At 65.9% G+C, this 17,968-nt stretch carries 13 protein-coding genes; 9 read left to right on the top strand and 4 right to left on the bottom strand.

Annotation, left to right across the window (positions count from 1 at the left end; all coding sequences use genetic code 11):
- Positions 1–4: 4 nt before the first annotated feature.
- The gene (locus ACFLIT_RS06685) at positions 5–745 is read right to left on the bottom strand and encodes a hypothetical protein (protein ID WP_479910433.1); all 741 of its coding nucleotides are present in this window, start codon (positions 743–745) and stop codon (positions 5–7) included.
- Between the two features lie 634 nt (positions 746–1,379).
- On the opposite strand from ACFLIT_RS06685, the gene ACFLIT_RS06680 reads away from it, so the two are divergent.
- From ACFLIT_RS06680 to ACFLIT_RS06665, 4 genes are all read left to right on the top strand, one after another.
- Positions 1,380–3,452 carry a hypothetical protein gene (locus ACFLIT_RS06680; protein ID WP_479910432.1) on the top strand — a complete coding sequence of 691 codons (2,073 nt, stop codon included), beginning with the start codon at positions 1,380–1,382 and terminating at the stop codon, positions 3,450–3,452.
- Between the two features lie 338 nt (positions 3,453–3,790).
- A complete protein-coding gene (locus tag ACFLIT_RS06675) occupies positions 3,791–4,438 on the top strand; it encodes a hypothetical protein (protein WP_479910431.1) in 648 nt (215 codons plus the stop codon).
- A 543-nt stretch (positions 4,439–4,981) separates the two neighbouring features.
- A complete protein-coding gene (locus ACFLIT_RS06670) occupies positions 4,982–5,164 on the top strand; it encodes a hypothetical protein (protein ID WP_479910430.1) in 183 nt (60 codons plus the stop codon).
- Positions 5,165–5,503: 339 nt separating this feature from the next.
- Complete coding sequence (locus ACFLIT_RS06665) at positions 5,504–5,842, top strand: hypothetical protein (protein ID WP_479910429.1); 339 nt, start codon at positions 5,504–5,506, stop codon at positions 5,840–5,842.
- A gap of 39 nt (positions 5,843–5,881) precedes the next feature.
- Here the strand turns inward: ACFLIT_RS06665 and ACFLIT_RS06660 are convergent, their stop codons facing one another.
- A complete protein-coding gene (locus tag ACFLIT_RS06660; protein ID WP_479910428.1) occupies positions 5,882–7,213 on the bottom strand; it encodes an MFS transporter in 1,332 nt (443 codons plus the stop codon).
- A 190-nt stretch (positions 7,214–7,403) separates the two neighbouring features.
- Between ACFLIT_RS06660 and kdgD the strand changes: the two genes are divergently transcribed.
- A complete protein-coding gene (gene kdgD, locus ACFLIT_RS06655; protein ID WP_479910427.1) occupies positions 7,404–8,327 on the top strand; it encodes a 5-dehydro-4-deoxyglucarate dehydratase in 924 nt (307 codons plus the stop codon).
- A 28-nt stretch (positions 8,328–8,355) separates the two neighbouring features.
- Positions 8,356–9,699, top strand: a complete 1,344-nt coding sequence (locus tag ACFLIT_RS06650) for an enolase C-terminal domain-like protein (RefSeq protein ID WP_479910426.1) — start codon at positions 8,356–8,358, stop codon at positions 9,697–9,699.
- Here the strand turns inward: ACFLIT_RS06650 and ACFLIT_RS06645 are convergent.
- Positions 9,696–10,607, bottom strand: coding sequence for a LysR family transcriptional regulator (locus tag ACFLIT_RS06645; RefSeq protein ID WP_479910425.1), 912 nt, complete (start codon positions 10,605–10,607; stop codon positions 9,696–9,698). The two genes, ACFLIT_RS06650 and ACFLIT_RS06645, sit on opposite strands and share 4 nt — an antisense overlap.
- 877 nt (positions 10,608–11,484) lie before the next feature.
- Between ACFLIT_RS06645 and ACFLIT_RS06640 the strand changes: the two genes are divergently transcribed.
- The gene (locus tag ACFLIT_RS06640) at positions 11,485–12,570 is read left to right on the top strand and encodes an AGE family epimerase/isomerase (protein ID WP_479910424.1); all 1,086 of its coding nucleotides are present in this window, start codon (positions 11,485–11,487) and stop codon (positions 12,568–12,570) included.
- Positions 12,567–13,289 carry a nucleotidyltransferase family protein gene (locus ACFLIT_RS06635; protein WP_479910423.1) on the top strand — a complete coding sequence of 241 codons (723 nt, stop codon included), beginning with the start codon at positions 12,567–12,569 and terminating at the stop codon, positions 13,287–13,289. Before ACFLIT_RS06640 ends, ACFLIT_RS06635 begins: the two co-directional genes overlap by 4 nt.
- A 2-nt stretch (positions 13,290–13,291) precedes the next feature.
- Here ACFLIT_RS06635 and ACFLIT_RS06630 read toward each other — a convergent pair whose 3' ends face one another.
- Positions 13,292–16,651, bottom strand: coding sequence for a hypothetical protein (locus ACFLIT_RS06630; RefSeq protein ID WP_479910422.1), 3,360 nt, complete (start codon positions 16,649–16,651; stop codon positions 13,292–13,294).
- A gap of 218 nt (positions 16,652–16,869) precedes the next feature.
- Between ACFLIT_RS06630 and ACFLIT_RS06625 the strand changes: the two genes are divergently transcribed.
- Positions 16,870–17,955 (top strand): GHMP family kinase ATP-binding protein, encoded by a 1,086-nt coding sequence (locus ACFLIT_RS06625; RefSeq protein WP_479910421.1) that lies wholly within the window; start codon positions 16,870–16,872, stop codon positions 17,953–17,955.
- Positions 17,956–17,968 lie beyond the last annotated feature (13 nt).

The raw sequence follows: 17,968 nt of genomic DNA, 5'->3' as shown, positions 1-17,968 counted from the left end.
ATCTCTACGACAAAAAGGCGGCCGCCGTGCTGAACACGGTGAACACCGCGCCGGCCACGCCCCATTCCAGGCCGAAGTTTAATAGGCCGCCGCGGCGCTCGGCGGCAGCGCGAGCGCGCTCGATGCTGTCCATGACGTGGCCGAGGCGCCAGTATTCGGCGTCTTCCACCTCGAATGTTTCGAGCTCCGCGGTCGTCCAGAACGTCGGCGTGACGCCCGGCAAGCCGATGCTGCGTGTCCCTATGCCCGCGGCGCAGAACGCGGCGCCGGCGGCGAAGCAAAGGGTGGACGCCAGGGCCGCGATCCTTGCAAGCTCGGGCGCCTTGTCGTTGAAGGCCAGACCGGCGGCGAAGGCGGTCGCGGTGAGCATGAAGGCGGCCCCTTGCGCGAGCCGCTGCTCCAGGGCGCCGCTCAAAGCCAGTCGAGCCTGCAGGTTGAGTTCCCCCTGTGAGAGGATCAGTTGTCGAACCCCCGGTCGTTTCGCGCGCCAATAGGCCGCCAGGGCGGCCGTCTTTTCAGGAGAGTCTACCGTGTCGGAACCGCGAGACCGCCCGCCGCCGCCGCCGCCGCCCCCTCCGCCCACGGAGAAGGGCAGCGTGACCTGGCCCAGCCAGCCACGCCCCACCGGGCGCTGAGCCGCTGGCATGCGTTTCGTCGTCCAGAGCATGAGCAGGGCCGCCGCATAGGCGGAGACGCCGATCAGGCCCAGGCCGACGCCGACAAAGATCATCGAATCGGAGGGCATCTCGGGTCCCCGGTCACTCGCAGGATGGTAGCTCGACCGCGGCCGCGAGAATTGGACCTTCGCCTGAGGGGCGAACCGCGCGGAGGGGCCGACCAGGTTCCGGCTTTGGAGCCTGCCGAACCGCGAGCCGGTCTCGGAGAGAGCTCACAAACTCTGGCGCTTATTTTGCGGGGAGGCCGGCAACCGTCTCAGATGGAGAATGGTTAACGAGGCGTAGACCTTGGAGCTGCCGATGAACACGAAGATCGTTGCGGGATTTACCCTGTCCGCGGTGCTGTGGAGTTCCCTTCTCGCCGGCGTTACCGCCATTGTCTCCGCGGCGCTCGCCTGATGTGTCTTGCGGAGGGCATCCTGTGACAGGCGCGGCAGCCACGCTTGCCGGATGGGTTATCGGAGCCGTCGGCGTCGTCGCCTACTTGGTCGTGGCGGCGCAGCTGGCGTTCCGTACGACCCCGCGGTGACACGCGCCTAAAATCGGGCCGCCGGCGCCGTGCGCGCGAGCAATTATCGGCCTGGAAGGCTGAATACGGCTGTCCGCCTATCAAGCGCCCAATTCATATCCGTATAACATAAGGGATATACCGCCATCGTAAGTCGATGGCGCGCACGCGTGCCGCAATGCGGAGCTGTGATTATGCCCAATACCGACTTCCAATTGTCAAGCTTCGTGCCGGATGATGCTCCGCCCGGATCCGAAATCGGCGTCTACTCAATTCCAGACGGATTCGACGCCTCAAGTCTGACGCTGCTTTGGGATGAGGCGGGCGCTTTCGCCCTGGACGGCGACAAGCTGGTGGTCGGGTCGACATTGCTGACTCCCGGATCCTACCAACCCATTGCCCGCATCCGTTCCCTCGCGACGCCCTATACCTACGCGATCTTCTCGGAAGACATCGTCGTGACGCCCCGTTGGGCCCCATCGCAGCTCAGCAGCTACGTGACCGGTTGGTATCCCGAGGCCGGCTTGACGGTGAACGACCTGAACCAGGTCACGTCGTGGATCAGCGACACGGGCGACTACACGGCGTCCCAGGCGGCCGGGAGCGCCTGCCCCACGCTGGAGCCGGGCTACGGCCCAGGCGGCAAGGATGTCGTCAAGTTCGATGGAACCCAGTCGCAGTTCCTGAACATCAGCCCCGCGCTGCCCTTCAGCGACGGCGCCATCGTGGCGATTTACCAGCCCCGCAGCACATCGGCCAACAAGACGCTGCTGGGTCAGACGTCCGGCGGGCGCTTTCTTTGGCAGACCTCGGCGACGTCCGTCAGCCTCAACATGGGAACGACGCGGGCGGTGACGCCGGTAGCGGCGGCGGCGCTTTCGACGAACCGGCTTTCCTGCCTGATCCTGTCGTATGATGGAGCGACCGGCGCGCTCTCGGCGGAGGTCGACGGCGTCCCCACGGGCGGCGGCGGCGGCGCCGGCGTGTCACCGGCCAACTTCACCCTGCTGGGCAAGCACTCGACGGGCAATTTCGGCAACTACTACCTGTCGGCCCTCTTCCTCCTGGACGCGCCGCCGACCATGGATGTGAAGGCGCGGATTCAGGCCTGGGCGAGGGGCCGGCGCACGACGGCTTTCGTGTTCGCCAACAGCGGTTCCAACGCCAACACCGGCTTTAACCTGGCCAACGCCAAGGCCGATCCCATGGCCTATGTCAGCGGCCTGTCCGCCAACGGTCTGCGGGCCGGCGACAGGATTCTGATGCGAGGCGGCGACACCTTCTACGGCGCCATCGCGACGGCGGCCGGGCTCAACCTCAGATCCGCCAGCCAGCCTTTGATTTTCGACAGCTTCGGAGCGGGGCTGGCGAATATCTACGGCACGCCGCCCGCGGAGCTCACCTGGGCGCCGGCCGGCGGCGATCAATGGTCAGCCTCCCTGGCGCGGGACCACGCCCCGCTGATCCTCTGGGCCTACCCGGACGGCTTGGGCGCCAGTCCGGTGCGGATTTACAGCCGCCCGGTCGGCCAGGCTCAGAGCTTCCAATACGCCGCGGGCGTGCTCACCATCAATCTGGGGCCGGGGCTCGATCCGAACGCCGTTCCGATCTTCATCCCAAAGGACGCCTCCGATCAGCAGTTCTTCGGTCTGTCGGGGAGTTACTTGAAGTTCCGACGGCTCAGACTACGCCACTTCGTGGGGCAGGTGTTCGCGCCGCAGTCCGGTACCGGAACAGCTGTCATCCAATGCGAGATAGGCTGGTCGGCCGACGACGGCGTGAGCCCGGGCGGCACATCGACCGGCGCCGCGATCTGCAACACCATAGTCGCCACCGGCAGAAGCCGGTCGACGACCTCGGGGCCGGGCGACGGCATGTCCGTGCACGGCGGAACCTTTCACTCGCAGAGCAATGTTTTCCGGCAGTGCGGGATCGCCGGCATTCGCAATGAGATGGGGACGAACTTCCTCTCGGAGGGCGACACGATCGAGGACTGCAACGAGCCGCTCAGGGTGCTGTTCAACGCCGCCTACGCGGGACCGGCGACCCAGACCTTCATCGGCGCCAAGATCGTGCGATCGGTCGACGACCAGCAGGCTGATGGATTGCTGATCGATTCCGGCGTGACGTCGGCGATCTCCGTCACCGTCACCGGCTGCAGCTTCACGGGGCAGGGGCCGGTCCGCGGCAAGGCGATCAACAAGGCCGGCGCCGCAGTGTTGACCCAGACGGGCAACGAACAGTCGGGCTTCAATAGTTTGACCTAAGGCGCGCGCTGGCGGGCCTTTAGGCATCGTCGCGCGCGACAAGCCTCTCGCTCGGTCCAGGGCGCGGGAAGACATCCGTCACGGCGGACGACGGCGTCGCATGGAAGCCACCCTTGTATCGGACGGCGCGACTGCGCCGTCGATGGCCAAGCGCGCCTCGCGTCCGGTTGTCGGGTGAAACTTGGCCGCTCGCTTGCGAGTCGGACCGTTCAGGACGGTCGACCGTCCCAAAATGGGTCGCCGCAATCCGCGGAAAGACAATTGTTTACAGAGGCGGAACCGCATTCGGTGTACACCCTTAATAAAGGGTTAACACACTGGCGTCGGAGGAGGATCGCATGAAGCTTCAGTGGTTATGCCTGTTAAGCGTCGCGACACTCGCCGGCGCTAGCGCGAACGGCGCCCTTGCTCAGCAGCGTTGTGATCGCCCTGCCGAACTCCGCGGCGCTCTTTCCGAGACCGGTCCGCTCGCCGAGGAACTCGGTCGAACGGCCACGGCCTGTGGCGCGGATTGGACGGCCGCAAACCTTCTGGAGCGATCCAACGCCCTGCGTTCGCCGCCGTCCGCGCGTTTCAATCTCGCCACGGCCTACCAGAATTCCGGGCGCTATGACGCGGCGCTCGACCTGTATCGGACGCTTCTGACCGATGGGCAGTTCACGCGGGTAACCCTCGACCCCCAATACGAGCGGCCGGCCGACTCGCTGCAAAGCGTCAACATCGCCGACGAAGCGAGGCGGCGCATCGCCGACATCCAGTTCGACGTCGCCATGCGCAAGGCGGCGGGCGCGCCTTCGGCCGCGGCGGCGACGGACGCCGCGCTCAACGCCTCGAGCGTCGGTCCCCAGACGGCTCGGTCGGCTGAAGACGCGGCTGTTAACGCCTCGGCCGTGACCTCCGCAACCGAGCCGCAGTCGCCAATCGCCGCGACCGTGGCCGCCAATCATGTCGTGGACGCGGTGGCCTTCGAGCGCGACGGTCTGTAACCGCCCGCCGGAGCCTTGGCGGGCCCGAGCCTTGGGTCACCTGAGGCGGCGGCTCAAGCTTTCCTCAACGCCGTCGGCGGGGTGTAGGGGCGGGCCTCCCTGCGCGCGATGGTGAGCCGCCAATCGTTCTTCGACCTGCCGAGGGGGAGGTCGCGACTCGACCTCCGTTTGTTCGCGCTCATGTCCGAATTGCAATGTTCGTCGAACATTGAGCCGGTATCATGTATATTAACGAATGAACGATGTGGGCTTGAGTTTCGCACGGCGGTTGGGGGTCAGACCGCGTGGCGACGTTAATCTTATGGCCCCAGCAACACGCGGCGCCACGCCGGTCATGTTCGGATGGAGGGCCATCCGCGCGGCCGAGGGGCCTGCTGCGAGGCAGCTGCAATGACCACGGAGGCGCCCTGAGTGGGACAATACATGAGCGTTGGGAGGACGGGTTCGCGATCGGGGCGCGCGTCACAGCGATGGGCTTGGCGCACATCTGAGAATCAATCGCAGATTGCCTTCCGACTGAGTTTCGCGCGCGAGGAGCGCCCGATGCGTTGGCAGCTCGTTGAAGCCCTTTGTCTCTGCGCGGCGCTTGAGCGACAGTGCGGTTTCGTCACCCCTGCGCTGATCTCGGCGTCCCTCGCGCCCGAGGAAGTGAAGACCGAAGCGTTTCAGCTCATCGCGAAGATGAAGCGCGGGGCGGTGAAAGACGTTTCCTCTCCTCAATTCTAGTCTCGCCAAAATCCAAGGCCTCGAGCAGGGCGGCCGCATCCCGGAGCCTTTGCAGGCGGGGCGACCTTCAACGCTTGACGGAAGCAAACGGCGTATGTCCGGCCGTCGAGGCGGCCGGAAGATCCGAGACGACGCCTCTTGCCGGGAAGAGATGGGGCGAGCGGCGCGGTCAATTGGTGCGGCTGCATTGCTTGTTGTTGAGTCGCCATTAACCTCGCAGTAACCTTTCCGGGTCCGCAGACCCAGCCGCCTCCTTGGATGACGTCCGCATTTCCCCGGGCGGCATTGCTTGGCTCAGCGATTGCTTAGCTGAGGATAAGCGGGTGGAGGCGTCCTAGGGTGGAACAGCTGCAAGACTTGGCCGTCACGGTGAAGGGCGGCTTGCCGGCGCCGGCGCTCACGAAGCGCTGGCTAGCCGTGCTGCGATCGACGTTCAGGCAAGAGCGCGTCAAACGCTGGGTTCGCGTGGAAGCGCTCTGCCTCTGTGCGGATCTGGAGCGTCGCCACGGCAATATCGCCGGCGCACTGATCGAGGCCTCGCAGGCGACGCCGGAGGTCAAGGCCGAAGCCCGCACGCTCGCCAACCGATATGGACTGCGATCGACCGCGCCGGCGGCGAGGCCGTGGGCGACCTCGCGGAGCTACGATCACGCGGGGCGTAGCTTCAGGCTCAGTTAACGGCGGTCCCGCGGGAGGCGCTGGGGGCGGCTCGCGTCTTCAGACCTTCAAGGACACCCGCCGAATCTCGCCGACCACGAACAGGTAACATACGAGCGCCGCCACCGCGTTCACCGCCACGAACACCAGGGCGCCGGTAAAGGACCCTCCGCTCGCCTTGACGATGTAGCCGATGGCGATCGGGGTGGTGATGCCGGCGATGTTGCCGAAGGTGTTGAACAGGCCGGCGTTGAGGCCAGGCGCTTCCTTGGGCGAGGTGTCGGCCACCACCGCCCACCCCAGGGAGCCGACGCCCTTGCCGAAAAAGGCCAGGGTCATCAGGCCGATGACCAGACCGGGCGCCTCCACATAGTTGCAGCCGATGATCACGGTCGACAGCAGCATGCCGCCGACGATGGGGATCTTGCGCGCCAGCGTCAGGGAGCCGGTGCGGCGAAGAATGGCGTCCGAGATCGCGCCGCCGAGGACGCCCCCGAAGAAGCCGCAGAGCGCCGGCAGGGTGGCCGCGAAGCCGGCCTGCAGGATGGTTAGGCCGCGTTCCTCGACCAGATAGATCGGGAACCAGGTGAGGAAGAAATAGGTCAGCACCGTGATGCAGTACTGGGCGATGTAGACGCCCAGCAGCATGCGGTTTGAAAGCAGCTGCCGGATGGCCGCCCAGCCTGGGCCCTGCTTGGAGGCCCCGGTCTTCTTCTCATCCAAGTCGAGCAGGGCGCCGCCCTCGACGAGGAGGTCCATTTCCGCCTGGCCGACCATCGGATGGCGGCGAGGCGGCCGAATGAACTTGATCCAGACGATGGCCGCCAGGGCGCCGATGACGCCCATCGCCCAGAACACATGCCGCCAGCCGAAGTCGTGGACGATCCAGGCCATGAACGGGGCGAAGATCACCGTCGAGAAGTACTGGGCGGAGTTGAAGGCGGCCGAGGCGAAGCCCCGCTCGGCGGTGGGGAACCAGGTGGCCACCACGCGGGCGTTGCAGGGAAAGGAGGGCGCCTCGGCGAGCCCGACCATGAAACGCAGGGCGAAGAGCAGGCTGACGGCGGCCGCGCCGGTGAAGAAGCCGACGGCGCCCTGCATCAGGGTGAAGGCCGACCACAGGGTGATGCTGACGGCGTAGACCCACTTGGAGCCGAAACGGTCGAGGATCCAGCCGCCGGGCAACTGGCCGATGACATAGGACCAGCCGAAGGCCGACAGGATGTAGCCCATCTGCACGGCGTCGAGTCCGAGCTCCCTGGACAGACTCGGCCCCGCGATCGAGATCACCGAGCGGTCGGCGTAGTTGATGACGGTGATGAAGAAGATCAGGCCGAGGATCAGCCAGCGCACGCCGATCCCCCGCGCCTTGCCCGCCGTGGCCGTGCTCATCCACGCCTCCCATGGTCCCGGGTCTTGCGCCCGCTGGACGGAAACCTAGGGCGCGGTTCCAATCAGGTCCATGCCGCTTGCGGCATCGGGTGATGCGCCGCACGCATCGATCTATCCCCTCTTTGGCTTGGACCGGCTTGGCGCGGGCGCCTACTGTCCTGCCGCTGCAACCGCGCCGGAAGGACCTGCCATGACCGACCTCAGCCCCCGCGAGATGATCCGCCAGGTGGGCTCCGGCCTGCTGTCCTTCCCGGTCACCCACTTTGACGCCGAGGGGCGCTTCGACGAGGGCGCCTATCGCGGCCACTGCGACTGGATGCTGTCGCACGAGGTCGCGGCCCTGTTCGCCGCCGGCGGCACCGGGGAGTTCTTCTCCCTGACGCCCGACGAGGTGGAGCGGGTGACCCGGGCCGCCGTCGCCGCCACGGCGGGCCGCAAGCCGGTGATCGCGGGCGCCGGCCAGGGCACGACCACGGCGATCGATCTGGCACGGCGGGCCGAGCGCGCGGGCGCCGACGGGGTGCTGCTACTGCCGCCCTATCTGGTCAATTCCACCGAGGCCGGGCTCTCGGCCCACATCGAGGCGGTTTGCAACGCCACCGGCCTGGGGATCATCGTCTACAACCGCGACAACGCCATCCTCGGCGACGAGGCCCTGGCGAGGCTCTGCGAGCGTTGTCCCAACCTGGTGGGCTACAAGGACGGCGTCGGCGACATCGAACTGATGATGCGCATCTACGCCCGCATGCGCGACCGCCTCGTCTACGTCGGCGGCCTGCCGACGGCCGAGACCTTCGCCCTGCCGTACCTGGAGCTGGGCGTCACCACCTACTCCTCAGCGATCTACAACTTCCTGCCGGAGTGGGCAGTGGCCTTCTACAAGGCCGTGCGAGCGCACGACCGCGAGACGGTGATCGGCATGCTCAGCGACTTCGTCCTGCCCTACATCGCCATCCGCAATCGCGGCCGCGGCTACGCGGTGTCGATCGTCAAGGCAGGGATGCGCTCGGTGGGCCGCCCGGCGGGGCCCGTCCGCTCGCCGCTGACCGATCTGACGACGGCCGAGCAAGCCGAGCTCGACGCCCTGGTGGCGCGGGCGAAAGCGGCCGTCTAACTTTAGGCTTCCAATTCAGGAGTTCGCCATGGCTGCCGCCGGTCGCGACGGAACCCCGATCATCACCGACCTGCGTGTCGTGCCCGTCGCCGGGCGCGACTCCATGCTGCTCAATCTTTCCGGCGCGCACGGCCCCTACTTCACCCGCAACATCGTGCTGCTGACCGACAGCACCGGCGCCGTTGGGATCGGCGAGGCGCCCGGCGGGCCGAAAATTCAGCAGACGCTGGAGCAGGCGCGCGAGCTGGTGATCGGCCGCGCGCTCGGCGGCTATCGCAACATTCTGCGGAACGTCACGACGCGCTTCTCCGAGCGCGACAGCGGCGGGCGCGGTCTCCAGACCTTCGATCAACGGGTGACCATCCATGCGGTGACCGCCCTGGAGGCCGCGTGCCTGGACCTGCTCGGCAAGTTGCTCGACCAGCCGGCCTGCGCCCTGCTCGGCGAGGGCCAGCAGCGCGACGCCGTGCCGATGCTCGGCTATCTGTTTTACGTCGGCGATCGCCGCAAGACCGACCTCGACTACGACGACGGTTCCGATGGCGACGACGACTGGACCCGCCTGCGCCGCGATGTCGCCCTCGATCCGGGCGCCATCGTCCGTCTGGCCGAGGCCGCCCAGGCGCGTTACGGCTTCAAGGACTTCAAGCTGAAGGGCGGCGTCCTGGCCGGCGAGGCCGAAGTCGACGCCATCGTCGCCCTGGCCGAACGTTTCCCCGACGCCCGGGTGACCATCGATCCCAACGGAGCCTGGTCGCTGGACGAGGCCATTCGCCTGATGGCGCCGCTGAAGGGTGTATTGGCCTATGCCGAGGATCCTTGCGGGGCCGAGCGCGGCTTCTCCGGCCGCGAGGTGATGGCCGAGTTTCGCCGCGCCACGGGCCTGCCGACCGCCACCAACATGATCGCCACGGACTGGCGCGAGATGGGCCACGCCATCCAGCTGCAGTCGGTCGACATTCCCCTGGCCGACCCGCACTTCTGGACGATGCAAGGCACGGTGCGCGTCGCCCAGATGTGCCACGAATGGGGCCTGACCTGGGGCTCGCACTCCAACAACCATTTCGACATTTCGCTGGCCATGTTCACCCACGCGGCGGCTGCGGCCCCGGGGAAGATCACCGCCGTCGACACCCATTGGATCTGGCAGGACGGTCAGCGCCTGACGCAGGAGCCGCTGCTGATCCGCGAGGGTCTGGTGGCGGTGCCGGAGCGTCCGGGCCTGGGGATCGACATCGATCTCGCCGAACTCGAGGCCGCGCACGATCTCTACAAGCGGGCCGGCGGCGGCGCGCGGGATGACGCGGCGGCGATGCAGTCCCTGATCCCCGGCTGGACCTACGACAACAAGCGCCCCTGCATGGTGCGTTAGGGCGTCGGCTCCAGCGCCAGGGTCCGGGCGAGCTCGACCACCTGGGTTACCAGCGGATCGTCGCTGTCCTTGCGCCAGACGAGATAGAGCTCGGCGTTGCGCGCCCGCCGCGTCGCCAGGGGGCAAAAGGTCACCCCTTCGTAGCGCAGGGCGGTGGCCGACGTCGGCACGATGGTCAGGCCGACCTTGGCGCGCACCAAGGCGAGGATCGAATGGATCTGAGTCAGGTGCTGGGCGTAGCGGGGCAGGACGCCGTGCTCCTCCAGCACGGAGACGATGAGATCGTGGAAGTAGCGGGCGTCGTGAGGCGAATACATCACGAAGGGCTCGTCCTGCAGATCCTTGGGCCGGATAGCCTCGGCCGCCGACAAGGGGTGATCCTGCGGCAGGGCGACGACGAGCGGTTCCTCGCTGACCCGAAGCCCGGCCAGCTCCGCCCGGCCAATCGGCGGGCGTAGGAGGCCGATATCGAGCTGACCGCCGAGCAGGGCCTCGATCTGGTCGCGGGTGACCATCTCATGCAGCACCAAGCCGACCTCGGGCAGGGCCGCCTGGCAGGCGGTGACGATCGACGGCAGCTGGCTGTAGGCGCTGGCGGCTGTGAAGCCGATGCGCAGGGCGCCGACCTTGCCGGCCCCCGCCCGCCGCGCCACCGAGACGGCCACGTCGGTCTGCCGCAGGATGCGTTGGGCCTCGGGCAGGAAGCTGCGCCCGGCCGGGGTCAGGCGCACGCTGCGACTGGTCCGCTCCAGCAACGAGACGTCGAGAATGCGCTCCAGCACCTGAATCTGCCGGCTGAGCGGCGGCTGGGTCATGTTCAACCGCGCCGCCGCCCGCCCAAAGTGCAGCTCCTCGGCCACGGCGACGAAGCAGCGAAGATGGGAGAGGTCGAACTGGGGGTGGGTCATGGGAAATTCATGAGCGCTAGCCGTCCTCCTATAAGGCGGCCTATCACCCGGCGTGAGCCTTCCGGTCGGAGACCCAGAGTGAAGCCTATTTTTGGTGTGCGTTCAGTGGCGACAGATTCCGCAGCAGAGACGGATATCCGGACCAGATCGCGAATGTTCTCTGGCTAAAGAGGCGCCTCGGCCCTGTATTCGAAGCTCTTCTGGGTGTCGGTTGTGAGGCCGCCTTGCCCCTCGTCGGCGACGACGTGAAGGAGTTTGTGGCGCTGCAAGGGGCCGGTTTTGGAGACCGAGGATGGTCGCAGGTCTTTTGGGCTAGACCCACCCCACAATTCGTGCGGGCGCTGAAGGCTCGGTGGGGGGGAGGCCTTGGTCGTTACGATAGAAGCGCCTCCTGTTCTTTTGTCAGCGCTCGAGACTGGAATTCGTTGGATTGAGGTTGGCGTCTCTCCCTTACGGTCCTACCGAATTGGGCGTTAAACGTCCGCGTCTCTCGACATTTCGACCTTCGAGCTGCGGCGGCCTTCGCCGTGCAGCCGGCTGACATCGCCGCTGCCGTTGATCACATTTCCACATACCATGCGGATATGAGAGTCCCTGAAAAGGCGCTGGTGTTTTTCGCTCAAACTAGCGTCGACCGAACTCTCATAGCTGACGAAGGGTTCGTGGATGCGGAAATAATGGCCGAACGCGTGACTGATCCGTCAGCGCGATTGGATCGACGGTGTTCAGCTCGTTTGGAGCTTAACGGCCAAACGCTCGCAGCCGATTACAAGTTAGGTCCCGCGCGGGACAACCCGCGATTCACTTTAGTCGCTTGGAAATCCAGAGGAGAAATAAGTTCGTGGATCGTGCATTAGGCCTAACTTGGCTGCGGACCGTGGCCTTGCCGTTGTGGTCGACGAAGGGGTGGGACGAGGGGGCAGGCTGCTTCCTTGAGGGATTCGACTTCGACACCCTGGAGCCGATCTCCGCCTATCGCCGTACCCGCCTGCAGGGGCGGCAGATTTATGTGTTCAGCCACGCGGCCTTGCTGGGCATCGGTCCGGCGGACGGGTTGGAGAAGGCTTGGCGGGCCTATGAGTTCATGCGCGAGGCTTGGTTGCCCGGGACGGGCTGGCCACGGCGCTTGACGCGCGATGGGGCGATCCTCGATCCGACGCCAGACCTTTACGACCACGCCTTTATCCTTCTTGCCCTCGCTTGGCTGTCGAAGGCGACGGGCGAGACTGCGCCGCTGGACACAGCAGTCGAGACCCTGGACTTCGTGAAGACTCGTTTCGCTCACCCCTCGGGAGACGGGTGGCTGTCGGAGCTGCCCGACGGCGCCTCGCTGCAGAACCCACATATGCACATGCTGGAGAGCCTCCTGGCTCTGCATAGCACAACGGGACAAGCGCGGTTCCTGGAAGAGGCGGACAAAATCGTCGCCCTGTTTTCCGATCGCCTGTTCCAGCCCGATCCGGGGGTCATCCCTGAATATTTTGACCGCCAATGGCGGCCCGAGACGGGCCGCGACGGGCGGCGTGTGGAGCCGGGCCATCAGCTCGAATGGTTCTGGCTGATGGAGCGGCACTTGGCCGCCGGCGGCCGCGCGGCGCCCGAGAAGATGAGAGCGATCTTCGACTTCGCCGAGCGCGCCTTCTCGGCGGGCGAGCATGGTTTGGCGGTCAACGAGGTGGATTTTGATGGCGCCGCCCTGGACGGGGACTATCGTCTTTGGCCGCAAACCGAGGCGCTGAAGGCTTACCTCGCGGTCGAGCGGCTGGCTGGCGCGCCGCAGGGCGAGGCTATCTCGCGCATCTATGGCAATCTCACCGGGCGCTTCATCGACCGCCCCGCGCCGGGCTTGTGGGTCGACCGCTTGGACCGGGGAGGCAGGCCGTTGGTGAAAGATATTCCAGGCAGTTCACTCTATCATATCTTCATCGCTTTTGTGGATCTGGGGGGACGGTTCGCCGAATGACCAAGCCTGTCTCCCAGGCCGTCGTGCTGGTGGGCGGCCGGGGCTCGCGCCTCGGTGACCTGAGCAGGACCCTCCCCAAGCCCCTGCAGCCGATTGCCGAGGGGCGGGCCTTCCTCGACTATCTCCTGGAATGGCTCGCGAGCCATGGCCTGAGCGAGGTGCTGTTGCTCGCAGGCTATCTCGGTGACCTGATCGCCACGCGCTATGGTTCTAGGGCCTTTTCCGGCTTGGCGATCCGCCAGGTGCGCGAGGATGAACCGCTCGGAACCGGCGGCGCCTTGCGGAACGCGCGCGCGGAGTTGGCCGAGCGCTTCGTCATGCTTAACGGCGATTCTCTGTTCGATTTCGACCTTACGCGCTTCGTGGCCGACGCCGATCCGGCGCGCATCGCCACTTTGGCGCTTCGCGAAGTCGAGGATGCCGCGCGGTTCGGCGCGGTGCACCTGAACGGCCGGAACGTGACCCGGTTCGACGAAAAGACCGGGGTTGTCCAGCCGGGGCTTATAAACGGCGGGGTCTATCTGATGAGCGCGGCGGTCGTCGCCGAACTGCCGGAGGGGGCCTCATCGCTGGAGCGCGATCTGTTCCCCAGGCTGGCGTCGGATGGCCGCCTCGGCGGCGCCGTCTGCGACGGCTATTTCATCGATATCGGCCTGCCGGAAACCCTAGCGGCGGCTCGTCTGGAGATGGCGCACCGCCGCTGGAGGAAGGGCGGCTGAGCTCACTCCTCCCAGAGGATGTCCTGCAGCCCCACGGTGGCGGCCGTCATCTTGCGCTGGCCAAGCTTGGCGCCGACATAGATGTAGTGGAGGAACGGGTCCTTCGCGGCGAGCGCCGACCCCACCGCGACGCGAAGATAGGTTTCGGCGGCAAAGTCGGGGTTCGGTGAAAGTTGGGCCTGGCGCCCGTGCAGAACGTAGTGCTCCAGCCCCGACAGAGTCGATTCTCCGCCCATATTGGTCTTATATAGTCTCTCATGAAACTCCGGCCGCGGCGAAAAGCCAAACAGGTGGCCGAGTTCGAGATAGTGCATGAGGCCGGGTGTCGGCCGATTCTGCAAATACGTTCGCTGATACCAGGTCTCGTCGAACAGAGGGTGCGGCGAGCAGCCGAGACGGAAACCCGTCCGCAGGTAATCGGCCAGCGGCGCCTCGCTGCATCGGCCGCGCTGCGATGTGTACCAAGCGGGATCGAACAGCGGATGAGGCGGCAGTGGCCACAGGGCGGGATCGTCGAGGTAGCGTTCCAGGAGGCCTGCGGCCTCCGGCGGCTCCAGTCCACGTTCCCGAGCGCCGGCGGCGATATAAGAAGGGTCGAACAGCCGGTTCGGGCGGCGGGCTTCGCTCGCACCCTTGGACAGATAGTCTGACAGGGCGTCGGCACCCTCCATCGGTCGATCCAGCTTGGCGAGGTAGCTGCGCGTGTGGAACATAGGATGCGGCTGGAGCCCCTTGTACTGGCCCTGGGCGACGAAGTGTTCAGCCGGTGTCAGGGCTCCTACGGCGCCTGCCTGCTCAAGGTAGTAGTGGCTATCGAACAGGGCGATAAGAACGCCTTTCTCGCCATCGACGATGTAGCGCCTTAGGGGGTCGCCGTAGGACGAGACAGCGTCCGCGCGACGCGGCGACGGCTTGACCAGCCGGGTCGGCGGGGTGGTGGAGGCGCGGGCGCTGGCGAGGTAGTCCTCGAGCGGGCTGCGATCCCGCTTGCGCGAGGGCTTGTAGAGTGTCGGATCGAACAGGGGCGAGGGGGCCCGGCCCTGACGCCAGCCGATCTCGAGGTAGTGTTGCAGCGGCTCTGCGCCGGAGAGCACGGCCTCGGGCGACTGGTCGAGGTAGAAGCGCGGAGCGAACAGCGGGTTCGGCCGCTGGCCGTTGCGCCAGCCGGTTTCGAGATAAACCGCGAGCGGCGAGCTCGCCGTAGGCGTTGCGACGCGCATGACATAATCTGGGTCGAACATCGGATGCGGCGCATGGCCGATGCGGTGGCCGACGTCCTGATAATGTGCCAGCGGCGGGGTGTTCTCGGGTAAATCCTTCGCTTGGCGCAGATAAAAGACAACGTCGAACAGCGCGCAGGGGGAAAGGCCTTCGCGCCAACCTCGGGTGAGGTAGTGCTCAAGCGGCGACCGGTCGCCGCTCTCGCCGCCTGTGGTCGCATAGTAGGCGGAATCGAACACCGGCGAAGGTTCGCGGCCTTCCCGCCACCCCTTCTCGAGGTAATGGGTCAGCGGTTCGAGCGCGCGGAGGCGAACGTCCCGGTTCAGGCGGAGGTAGTAGTCGACATCGAACAGGGCGCTCGGAGAGCGGCCTTCGCGCCAGCCGTAGGCCAGATAGTCGGCGAGCGGATCGAGGGTGGGACGATCGGCGGCAGTTTCGCCTTGGCGCAGGTAAAAGGCCGGATCGAACGCGACGTTAGGGCTGAAGCCCCTCTGCACGCCCATGGTCAGATAGTGACACAGGGGGTTGGCGCCCGCGGGCTTGGGCGATTTCAGGCCGGCGACCATCCGGTAATGCGCGGGGTCGAACATCAACGACGGTCTGGCGTCGTCCTCCCCCCCATGCCGCAGATAGTATGCGAGCGGATCTTCGCGTTCAGCGTCTAGTCCTTCGACCTGTGCGCCGTAGAAGCCCGGGTCGAAGAGGGGGTGCACCCTGCGCCCCTCGCGCCAGCCGCGCTCGGCGTAGTGGGAGAGGGGCTCGATCCCGAGATCGCCCACGTCCAGGTGAGTGACGGAATAGTACGCCGGATGGAAGATCGGATTGGGACGCAGCCCTTCGGTCCAGCCCTTGGCTAGGTAGTGCGTCAGCGGGGCGACGGTCGCCGTTTCGGGAAGCTGCGAGATGTAGAATCGCGTGTCGAACAGCGGATGAGGATCTGGCCCGTCTGCCCAGGCACGGGCGACGTAATGCTCTAGGGGCGAGGTGTCGCCCTCCAACGCCACGCCCTGCATGTAGAAGGCAGTATCGAACAACGGATGGGGGTTGGCTCCGCTCCTCCAGCCGGCGCCTTGATAGTGTTCCAGCGCGCTGATGTTGCCGGCGGCAAGGTCGGGGACCTGGGCCCTATAGAAGCGGTCGCTGAACAGGGGGTGAGGATCGAGACCTTGCCGCCAGCCGATCTCGATATAATGCGCCAAGGCCTCCTGGGCGATCTCGTCGCCACGCTGCCGGCGCTGGGCGTCGTAGAACTCCGCATCGAACAGTCGGTTGCCCGACCGGCCTTCGCGGGCGCCCTTAGCTACATAGTGCCCCAACGGATCGCGATCGCGCGGAATATCGGGATTGGACCGCCAGTAGGTCTCCAGCGAGAACAGACCGTTGGGGTCACGTCCCTGCCGGTATCCGTGACGCAGGTAATGGGCGAAAGGCTCACCGCCCGCCAGCTCCACCGCGTTGCGGCGTTGGTAAAAGGCCGGGTCGAACATCGCGCTGGGCCGGTGTCCGGTCTTCCACCCCTGCGTGGCGTAGTATCCGAGCGGTTCGACCTTCAGCTTTTTCAGTCTGTTCAAGCCTACGTAGGCCCTGGGATCGAAGAGGGCGTTGGGGCGATTCCCCTTCCGCCAACCGATCTGAATATAGTGCTGCAGCGGCTCGACACCCGACTTCCGCACGTCCTTGTTCGCGGCGATGTAGTGGGCGACGCTGAACAAGGGATGGGGATCGCGCCCCTCGCGCCAGCCCTGCTCGACATAGTGCTGCAGTGGCTCCATGATCTGATCGCCGAGACCGGCGCGGTAGAAGGCGACGTCGAACAAGGGGTGCGGGTTGCGCCCCTCGCGCCAGCCCGTCACCAGGTAATGGTCAAACGGCTCAACGCCGGCCTCGACCACGTCGCGATTGGTTTTCAGATAGTGAGCGGTGTCGAACAGCGGGTGCGGCGCGGCGCCCTCGCGCCAGCCGATCGTGCGATAGTGTTCGTAGGCGGCGGCCGCATCGGCGAAATCCGCTTCGGGGTGCGACTCGATATAGAATGTGGCGTCGAACAGAGCAGGTAGGGGCTGCAAGGGCGACTGCGGCGAGGCCGGAACGCCTTGGCTTCGTTGGAAGCGAGTCGCTAGCCGTTTGTAGAGCCCTATCATTTGACGCCCCTGGTACCGCCGCCGACACCTCTAGTCACGGCGGCAATGCGCTACAACGAGGGAATTGCGTTCGGTGAATTTTAGTCGCCCTTCGCGACGATTTGTTAGTTTGGGAGCTCGGACGGCGAGCGATGAGCCGAGTGTCAGGGTTGAGGCGTTTCTCGACGCATCGTATGGCGTAGCCGTGATTGTCTGACCGGCTTGGAGCGCTCTGGCGTATGTCCGTAATTCGCGCGCGCGCGCCGCTTCGGCTCGGGCTGGCCGGCGGGGGGACCGACGTGAGCCCGTTCGCCGATACTCACGGCGGCCTGATTCTCAACGCCACCATCGACAAGTATGCGTTCGCTTCGGTCGAGCCGACGACGGACGGAATGGTCGAGTTCGTGTCGACCGACCTGCAGCAGCGGGAAAGCTTCGAGGCGTCGGAGCAGCTACCGATTGACGCCGGCCTGCGCCTCCACCGCGGCGTTTACAACCGGATCGTACGTCAGTTCAACGGCGGTCGTCCGCTACCGATACGGCTGATCACCAACGTCGAAAGCCCGCTCGGGTCGGGCCTCGGCTCGTCGTCTGCGCTGGTAGTCGCGATGGTCGAGGCGCTGCGGGAAGTGGTTGGAGCGCCGCTCGGCGAGTACGACGTGGCGCGTCTGTCGTTCTCCATCGAGCGTGAAGATTTACGCCTGAACGGTGGGCGGCAGGATCAATACGCCGCAGCATTCGGTGGCTTCAACTTCATGGAGTTCGGCGCCGGCGGCCAGGTGATCGTCAATCCGCTGCGCATCCGCAGTTCGATCATCCACGAACTCGAAGCCTCGCTGGTGTTGTTTTACACGGGCGCATCGCGGGAATCTGCGGCGATTATCGACAATCAGTCGCAGGCGGTCGCGGCCGGCGGTTCATCGCTGGAAGCCATGCACAAGCTGAAGCAGGAAGCGACGCGGATGAAAGAGGCGCTGCTGTTCGGCGACCTTGATGGCATGGCTGAAATCCTAAAACGCGGTTGGGAAGCCAAGAAACAAACCTCGGCCGCTGTCTCCAACCCGCAGATCGAGCACGTCTTTGAAGTCGCCATGACCAATGGCGCGCGGGCGGGTAAGATTTCCGGCGCTGGCGGCGGAGGCTTCATGATGTTCCTGGCCGATCCGACGCGACGGGCGGATCTGGCGAGAGCGCTTGAAGCCCAACCGGGCGGCCGGGTCGAATTCTGCCGCTTCACTCAAGAAGGTGTGGTGGTCTGGCGTACGCGAAGCCAGCATCTCGCCGCGCGAGATCTTGCTTTCGACACTACCGAGAGCCCGATCTAGTGCTCCGTCTTCA

The organism is Caulobacter sp. HJHS_5 (assembly GCF_056683955.1).
Note: the sequence above shows the minus strand (reverse complement) of the source record. Positions and strands in the feature narration are given on the sequence as shown.